This is a genomic window from Bifidobacterium sp. M0404, assembly GCF_016101415.1.
In the GTDB taxonomy this organism is placed as follows: Bacteria; Actinomycetota; Actinomycetes; order Actinomycetales; family Bifidobacteriaceae; genus Bombiscardovia; species Bombiscardovia polysaccharolytica.
Genome location: NZ_JACFQP010000004.1, coordinates 91,250 through 99,553 on the forward strand (window position 1 = coordinate 91,250; position 8,304 = coordinate 99,553).

At 60.7% G+C, this 8,304-nt stretch carries 9 protein-coding genes; 4 read left to right on the plus strand and 5 right to left on the minus strand.

Annotated elements, in window-relative coordinates:
- Positions 1-267 precede the first annotated feature (267 nt).
- Both H3T93_RS08430 and H3T93_RS08435 read right to left on the minus strand, forming a co-directional pair.
- The gene (locus tag H3T93_RS08430) at positions 268-1,383 is read right to left on the minus strand and encodes a class E sortase (protein WP_144178613.1); all 1,116 of its coding nucleotides are present in this window, start codon (positions 1,381-1,383) and stop codon (positions 268-270) included.
- The gene (locus tag H3T93_RS08435; protein ID WP_046322142.1) at positions 1,384-2,139 is read right to left on the minus strand and encodes a DUF881 domain-containing protein; all 756 of its coding nucleotides are present in this window, start codon (positions 2,137-2,139) and stop codon (positions 1,384-1,386) included.
- Positions 2,140-2,229: 90 nt separating this feature from the next.
- On the opposite strand from H3T93_RS08435, the gene crgA reads away from it, so the two are divergent.
- The gene (gene crgA / locus H3T93_RS08440; RefSeq protein ID WP_046322141.1) at positions 2,230-2,676 is read left to right on the plus strand and encodes a cell division protein CrgA; all 447 of its coding nucleotides are present in this window, start codon (positions 2,230-2,232) and stop codon (positions 2,674-2,676) included.
- Positions 2,677-3,036: 360 nt separating this feature from the next.
- On the opposite strand, the gene H3T93_RS08445 is transcribed toward crgA, so the two are convergent.
- On the minus strand, positions 3,037-3,798 hold the full coding sequence (locus H3T93_RS08445) for a rhomboid family intramembrane serine protease (RefSeq protein ID WP_186364000.1): 762 nt from the start codon (positions 3,796-3,798) through the stop codon (positions 3,037-3,039).
- 154 nt (positions 3,799-3,952) lie between these two features.
- Between H3T93_RS08445 and H3T93_RS08450 the strand changes: the two genes are divergently transcribed.
- Both H3T93_RS08450 and H3T93_RS08455 read left to right on the plus strand, forming a co-directional pair.
- Positions 3,953-4,183 (plus strand): hypothetical protein, encoded by a 231-nt coding sequence (locus H3T93_RS08450; RefSeq protein WP_046322139.1) that lies wholly within the window; start codon positions 3,953-3,955, stop codon positions 4,181-4,183.
- A 133-nt stretch (positions 4,184-4,316) separates the two neighbouring features.
- Positions 4,317-4,736, plus strand: a complete 420-nt coding sequence (locus H3T93_RS08455) for a sterol carrier family protein (RefSeq protein WP_121913226.1) — start codon at positions 4,317-4,319, stop codon at positions 4,734-4,736.
- A gap of 27 nt (positions 4,737-4,763) precedes the next feature.
- Here H3T93_RS08455 and H3T93_RS08460 read toward each other — a convergent pair whose 3' ends face one another.
- On the minus strand, positions 4,764-5,147 hold the full coding sequence (locus H3T93_RS08460; protein WP_046322133.1) for a DUF3073 domain-containing protein: 384 nt from the start codon (positions 5,145-5,147) through the stop codon (positions 4,764-4,766).
- 153 nt (positions 5,148-5,300) lie between these two features.
- Between H3T93_RS08460 and trpS the strand changes: the two genes are divergently transcribed.
- A complete protein-coding gene (gene trpS / locus H3T93_RS08465; RefSeq protein WP_046322131.1) occupies positions 5,301-6,386 on the plus strand; it encodes a tryptophan--tRNA ligase in 1,086 nt (361 codons plus the stop codon).
- Here the strand turns inward: trpS and H3T93_RS09185 are convergent.
- Positions 6,383-8,304: threonine/serine ThrE exporter family protein (locus H3T93_RS09185; RefSeq protein WP_232348778.1), on the minus strand; the 1,922-nt coding region annotated here is incomplete at its 5' end. The two genes, trpS and H3T93_RS09185, sit on opposite strands and share 4 nt — an antisense overlap.

Genomic DNA, 8,304 nt, shown 5'->3' on the forward strand with positions numbered 1-8,304 from the left:
CATCAGCCAATCCATAACGGTTGACCCATAACTGCCGGACTGGCCGCTTGCCAAGTCGCGTCGCCAGATTGCGACAAACCCGCATTGACTTGCAGCACTGCGTCATCAGGACCATGGCCGCTGGAGAGACGTAGACAAGACCTTTGCCTCTGCCTTTGCCTTTGGCAATTACTTCTGACAGTCGGCAAGACATGACTATCAATAAGCGGCGGGGTCGCAGAATCACACTGGATCCTGCGGCCCCGCCGCTTTTCCACGCCGCCTAGATCAGAAAGCGGAGTAGTTGGATATCTGTCTGAGCCAGGGCACGTTGCTGGCCAGCCATGGGAAGCCCCATTCCATCAAGGCACAGGTCAGAGCCAGCAGGAGCAGAATCAGCAGAAGCCAGCGAATCGGAGCTATGCCAGACTGGTGCCGCAGCAGCCAGCCGTAGAGGCTGATCATGGGCTGTGGCTTCTCGCCCTTGCGAATCTGCCGCAGCAAGGGGTAACGCCATGCAACCAGGGCCGCCAGGTAGATGATCAGATAGGCTGCTACCAAAACCAGGAAGACCGGCTGCAGGGAACCCACCCTGGCTATGACCGAGCCCTTGTCGTCTGCAAAGGCCACCTTGCTGCCTCGATCACCAAGCAGTTCCTTGGGCACCCCGTCGGACACCTTGGCCCAGTAGCCGAATTCGCCCCAGCTGATCCAGCGGTGGGTGGCCGTGGTGTACTTGGGCTCACAGGTGGTCAGTGTAATCATGCGCCGATCTGGAGCCTCGTTGGGCGAATAAGGGTTGGGGGCGATGACGCTGACCTCGTTGGCAGCCACGATCTTGTAGCGGGTGTAGTGGTAGACGTACCAGTAATCCTTGGTGCGCAGGACGATGGCATCCCCCACACGCAGCTGGTCCACATGGCCCAGCGGCTCACCATAGCCGGCGCGGTGTCCGGCAATAGCCATGTTGCCCAGCTCGCCCGGCATCTGCGTGTTGGAGTAGTGCCCCAGTCCCGCGTAGGCCAGATCCCTGGGCGACGTGCCCTGAACCACGTTGCGCTCCCAGCGCTGTCCAAAACGAGGAATGTAGATCTGGGCCATCAGATCGCCCTCGGAGGCGTGTTCGGGCTGTACCGGCGGCATTCCGCTCTGAGGCTTGGCCACCTTTCGGGTATCTCCCGATCCCGGGTCGCTCCAAGCGGTCGAGGCACGGGTCTCCAACTGCTGATGCTCGGACTGCACACCGGTCCACCAAAGCTGCCAAACCACGTAGAGGGCACAGATGACGGCCAGCGTCATCAGCAGCTCCCCCACGATTTCTGCTATCCCAACCGGCCACTTTCGTCGCTTATCGGCAGGTTTATCAACCGACATCCAGTCATTCTCCGAGTCTTCTGTCGTCATTTACCGTGCCTTCTCATCTAGAGATGCATACTGGAGTGGCTGCAGGACAGCCGTCGTCTCAGGGAATCTCAGATTGCCCGAAGACTCGACATTCCATCCCAGACCTACCGTATTCACGTACTCCTTGTATATCTGGATGGATGGCGAAGCATTCAGGGACTTGGTCATCCGATCGACTGGTCCTATGGCCGAAATTTTATATGGCGGCGAGTACTTTCGACCGTGCAACAGCAGCACATTGCCCACGCATCGCACGGCCGTGGTGGGCAGGACACGCTGGTCCTGGATCCTCATGGACTCGGCTCCCCCGGCCCAGAGCGCGTTGACCACACTCTCCACATCCTGCTGGTGGATGACGTAATCATTGATGTTGGCCGTCGATCCGTCGGACCCCACCTTCTGCTTCCAGAGCGGGGAATCATCGAGGGTTACCGTCAGTCCCGGCCCTTGGACGGCCTTGAGCACCGTGCCCGAACCGGGGTCCTCACGGGCCTGGTCCGAGTTGCCCTTGTCGTCGTCGGTGATGGTCTTCAGAGCGTTGATCTGCGAGCTCATGTCATTGATGTCCTTGCGCAGCTCCGCAGCCTTGTTCTCGCGCTCTTCCACCAGCCCGGCCGTATCCGAGGTGACCGTGACCGTCCTGTTGACACGGATGTTGGTGGTCAGCATGTACCCGACCAGGGCCAGCACCACAGCCACGGACAATGTGCCGACCAGGGACCTGCGCGCTCCGTGCCGTCCCGTCCGTCTGGTCATAGGCATACCCTCATCCTCGTCTGCGATAGTATTACGTTCGAGTCTAACCGCTACTATGGCTTAGTAGATCTAATGAAGGAGAATAACCTCATGGCAGAGCATCAACTCCATGATGACGAGGACGAGGCGGTGGACGAGGCCAAGAAGACCCAGGCCGAGGCCGAGAACAAGACCGCTGGCGCTGGCGAGGATGCAGAGGACGAGGAGTATGGCCTGTCCATGGACAAGGTGGAGGCCGTGCTCAACGAGAGCGTTGACAAAAAGCACATGACTCCGCAGATGCGCCGCATCGTGCAGCGTCAGGAAGAGAACACCCGCCGCGTGGAAGACACCATCAAAAGCACCAAGGCCAATCCGCGCTGGTTTGTGCCTCTCTTCGTCACGCTGATGGTAGTGGGACTGATCTGGATCGTGGTCTACTACATCGCTTCCACCAGGGGCAATGTCTTCCCAATCCCCGGCATCGGCAACTGGAACCTGGCCGTAGGCTTCGGCATCCTGCTGGTCGGCTTCCTCATGACCATGTGGTGGCACTGACCCAGCTGCTTTACTCTTCAGGAACCCTGCAACCGCCCAGGCGCGGATGTGGGGTTCTTGCATATCATCTACCCCTGAGCGTCAGGCATGTGTGGATTCAATTTCCCGGCTCCACCTATTTCATCCACTGTTTCGAGACTCAAACCAAAGTTATCCACAATCGCCCGGCTTTATCGTGGACAGCCTAAGACACCTGTCCACAACCCTACTGCTGATTGGGTTCTGTGTTTACTTATCCACTTTTTGCCGATATATATGCACCAGTTCTGGTTACTTATTCCCAGGTTATCCACACGATTATCAACAAATGTGGATAGGTGACATTCATGTCATTTAACCAAAGCAGGCAGCTGCTGATTGTCAGCGCATGGGGTTGAACATGTTGCAACCCAGAGCCAGCAGGACCAGGACCACCAGGAAGATCAGCATGGGCAGCAGCCAGGAGAGCAGGCCATGCACCCGCGAGCCGGGCCGGCCCATGTGCAGCAGGGCCAGCATGAAGAGGCCGCCTACTATGAAACCGCCCACATGGTCCTGCCAGGCGATGCCGGGCACGAACAGGGGCATACAGAAGTTGATGGCCATCCAGACCACCATGGAAACGATGTTAATCCCCAAACGACGATAGACCACCAGAATGGCGGCAAAAAGTCCGAAGAGCGCGCCCGAGGCCCCGATGGCCGACGTGCCCCAGCCATTGGGCGACAGGACTGCATAGACCATCAGCCCCAGGTCTCCGCCCAGCCCGCTGATCATATAGAGCGCCAGGAAACGCCCATGCCCTATCAGATTTTCCAGCACCGGCCCCACAACCCAGAGGGTGATCATGTTGAAGAGGATATGCGAGACATTGGTGGCGTGCAGAAATATGTTGGTCACAAACATCCAGGGCTCATGAATGGCGGTAATCGGCACGAAGGCCCAGTAGCCCAGCAAAAGCCGCTGGTAGCGAAGCGGAGCCAGCAGATACAGGACCATCTGGATGACCCAGGCCACTATGCAGATCAGGGTGATGGCCACGGTCACCACCGGAGCCTGGTCGCCCCAGTGCCGCCGGATCCATCCCAGCGGCCCCCGACCATTCCCTCCGCCTGCGAAACTGGTGCCAGTGCCATTGACCATGAACCATACCTTACCTGACCGTCCGGCCCGGGGTGTGCGGTTTCCGTGCCGCAATGGCACCGATGTGCCCCAGAGTTCACCGCTTTCTACTAGGATGTTGACTAGGTCGGTCGAAGTGGGCAGGACCGACGAAAGTCGTCGAAAGGAGCCAAACATGGAGAATTCATCTTCAAACGGCTGGAAGTTCTTTGCACTGCTCTTCGGCACGCTGCTGGCCGGCGTTGTCGCTCTGTTCGTATACAAGCAGCAGAACCCGGATTATGATCCCTGGGAGGAGCCCTGGGAGAACAGCTCATCGCCAGTCGACCTGGGCCTGGCCAAGGATGAGGAGGACAAGGGGTCTGAGGATCCCGAAGCCCCTCTGCAAGCGGGCGCACAGGCCTGACCGTTCCGGTCGGGAAGGAATCCGACCCAGCGTCAAGAACGTGAGGGCAACGGGTTCCTTTTTTCATGCCTGATTTTGGCTTGATCGCAGCCTGCCGGACACACCTGTTGGGGCGGCGCGTCACAATGGAGCTATGAGTGCCATACGGGAAGCAGACATGGAGGAAGGCCGCCGGGATTTTCTGGCCTGGCGCGATGCGGCCAAGGAGGCTGCAGGCAATTTAGGCCCGGAGGGCAACCGCCTGACAGTGGCCCCCCAAACCGATAGGCGCAGCAAGGCCATGGCCGTCCGCTATTCCCTGCACATGCTGGAGATCAAGGCCCCCGGTCCCGGCGTAGAGGTCAGGGTAGCCCCCTGGGGAGCCATCAAGATTTTGGACGGGCCTGCGTCCGACCCGCATAACCTGACTCCGCCTGACGTAATCGAACTGGACCCGGATGTCTGGTTGCGGCTGGCCGCTGGCATCACCAGCTGGAGTGAAGAAGCCGCCGCCGGGCATATCAGCGCCGTGGGCGAGCGCGACGATCTGCACGAGCTACTGCCACTGGTATGACCAATAGTCGGCCACCTCTGCGGCCGGCTACTTGCTCGACGACCCCTTTGCTGCGGTCTTCTGATCTTTATGGTGTTTGAGCGCGCTGGGCACGGGGATGGGTATGCGCTTGTGCGGCTTGGGCGTAGCCGGCATCTCCCCAGAGGTGGCCTTGGCAGCAGCCTCGGCGGCCCACCGGGCGTAATCGCTCAGATCATCATCCGGGGAATCCTCGGGGTCCTGGCCCCCCGATTTGCGCGAATCCGGTTTGGAGTACTCCTCTTCAACCATTTTGAAGGGATCTTTGCCCCTGGTTCCGGGTTCCTTGCTGCTGAGCTCTTTGGCCAGCTCGTCGTAATCCGTGTCCGTTGTCAGATATTTGAGCTTCCGGGCTATTTTCGTCTGCTTAGCCTTCTGACGTCCGCGGCCCATCCGACCCCCTTCGCCAGGTAACGTGCACTTAGGCAACTTGAATGTGAATTTGCATCATTTATGAGAGTACCACCTACGCATCTTGTCGGCTCGGACTTTTACCATAAAAGCAATTCCCAGAAGGACATTCGGCACGACGACGAGGGTGGGACCATGCAGGAAGAAGTCACAGCGGCAGGCAACGAGATCAGCGACAGCTTCAGAGCCGCCAAGCATCGATCCGACCAGGTGCTGGCCGAACTGGACAAGAATCCTAGCCGCTATACCATGCTGACCGGCGACCGCCCGACCGGCAGGCTTCACCTGGGCCATTATTTCGGCTCCATCCGCGAACGCGTCCAGATGCAGAATCGCGGCGTACACACCAACATCGTCATCGCCGACTACCAGGTCATCACCGACCGGGACACCACCGAGCACATCCGCGACAACGTGCTCAACCTGGTGCTTGACTATCTGGCTGCGGGCATCGACCCCAAGAAGACCATGATCTTCACCCATTCGTCCACCCCTGCAGAGAACCAGCTGCTGCTGCCCTTCCTCTCGCTGGTGACCGAGGCCGAGCTCCACCGCAACCCCACCGTCAAGGCCGAGATGGAGGCCAGCGGCCATGCCCTGACCGGTCTGCTGCTGACCTATCCGGTCCACCAGGCCTGCGACATACTCTTCTGCAAGGCCAACGTGGTCCCCATCGGCAAGGACAACCTGCCGCATGTTGAGCTGACCCGGACCATCGCCCGCCGCTTCGACGAGCGCTACCCCGGCCAAGCTCCGGTCTTCCCAGAACCTGATGCCATCCTGTCTGACACCCCGGAAATTCCTGGTCTGGACGGCCGCAAGATGAGCAAGTCCTATGGCAACTCCATCATGCTGGGCGCCACCGCCGAGGAGACAGCCAAGCTGATCCGCAAGTCGCCCACCGACTCCGAACGCAGGATCACCTTCGACCCTGTGAACCGCCCGCAGGTCTCGGCCCTGCTGACCACGGCCGGCCTGGTGACCGACCGCAAGCCCGAGGATATCGCCGAAGAGATCGGCAATGCCGGCTCGGGCGCCCTCAAGGCCTACGTGACCAAGTCCGTCAACGAGTTCCTGGCACCCCACCGCGAGCGCCGTGCCGAGCTGGCCAAGGACATGGACACCGTGCGCGACATCCTGGTCGAGGGCAACAAGCGGGCCAACCAGATAGCCGAGGAGACCCTTGATCAGGTCCGCTCGGCTATGGGCATGCGCTACTAGACGTCGTACCGCCAGGAGCGATCGGTCAGCACCCGAGCCGTGACCAGGCCGATGGGCAGGCAGATGATGACCATGAAGGCCCGGAAGGCCCAGTCCAAGGCGTTGAGCGTATTGAACTGCCCCAGGTAGAACATGGCCCGGTACATATACAGGCCTGGCACCATGATGACGATGGATGGCACGGTCAGGCTGATTCTTGGATAGCCCAGGTGAGGCGGCAGCAGGCCGTGACGGACCGAGGAGCGCCAGACCGTAGCCAGCATGCCGGCCAGGAAGGCACCCAGAAAAGCAGCCATCTCCGGAGGGACATGAAGCAGGTCCTGCATCTCCAGGCGCATGGTGTCGGTCAGAGCGCCGATGACGGCGGCCACCAGGGCCATGCGCTGGGGTGAGTTGAAGAGGACCGAGAAGCCCCAGACCCCGCAGAATGCTGCAATCATGCGCAGTCCGGCCATCAGCAGGGGACTCAGGTTCATCGGTTCAAAGCCCTGGGGGTTGAGCATGACCATCCGCGCCACAGCCCAGCCTCCCAGTGTGGCCACCAGGATGATCGAGAAGGCGTAGGTGATGCGCTGCACCCCCGAAGGGAAGTCCAGCTTGGCGATGTCCAGGCCGCCGGTGACCAGGGGAAAGCCGGGAATGACGAAGAGGATGGCGCCGATATAAGCCGTGTCGTGCTTGAGAGCCACCGGGTCGAAGATACCCACCAGCCTCAGCGTGCCGACGCAGGCCAGGGCGGCAATGATTACCGCCACCCCGGTAGCGAAGAACTGGTTGATCCGCCTGCCCAGCATCTGTCGACGCACCCACTGGCCTATGCCAGCGCCGACAAAAGCCCCGGCCATGTCGTAGGGACCGCCGCCCAGCAGGAAGACGAAGGCTGCGCAGGCCACAGCCGAGGCGAAGCCCGAAAAGAGGGGCGAATAGAGGGGTTTGCGTCGTTCGATCAGGTCCAGACGCTCATGCGCCTGCCGGACCGTGATGCCACCCCTTGCCTGCGGCTTTGGGGACGCGGATTTGTCAGAGGAGGCAGGCTCATCGGAAAATGCAGCCTTTGCGGAGTCTGTTGCCTCTCTGACCAATGCGGACCCGTCGGAAGACACCGGCTGTTCGGAGGGTGCCGCACCCTCGGAAGACTTGGCCTTTTCATGTGCTTGGCCTTGGGCTGACGCAGGCCGTCCAGACCCAAGCTGCTCAGACGCGGAGTCGCGCCCTTGGCTGGTTGCAGATGATCCAATGGCTGCACAACCAGCGGCACTCGAATCTGAATTCTCAATCGCGTAGGCAGCAGAAACAGAAGCAGCTTTGGAATCTTCGGAATCCTCCAAGGCTGCGGCGGTCGGCGTGGCCTCCGGCCGAGGCGTGGAGCCTACGGTTCCCAGACCGGCGGCCGTCCTGGTGTCTATGGCCGCCGCATCAATCCGGTTCTGGCTGATCTCGTCCTCGTTGTGCACGGCGGTGGCCACCGCATCCTTGAACACCTTGGCCGCATCCTGGTCCTGGGCCAGCACCTCCTTGACCGCCTTGCGGGCCGCTGCATAGACGTTCGGCTCGTCCAGGTTGTCCACCAGCTCCCGGGAAACCACCGTCATGGCGTGGTAGGTTCCCGCCTGCCCGCACTTGACGCTGAGCCAGTCGGCGAAGTGCTCCAGGAGCCAGATCCGCTCGGTGTTGACCCCGGTGGTGGGCAGGTCCACCACCTCGGTGATCCGAGACACGCCATCCGTGCAGGTGGCCTCGATGTCGGTCAGGTTCACGTCGGCTCGCACATGCACGCCCATAGGGTAGGCAATCCTATGCATCATCTCGCGTACGCGGAAGCTTCCCGTTCCAGCCCCCAGCTCCAGCATGCCCACCCGCACAATCAGGCTGGTCTTGGCCGCGATGCAGGCCTCGACGATGGGCTTGTCGTAATCGC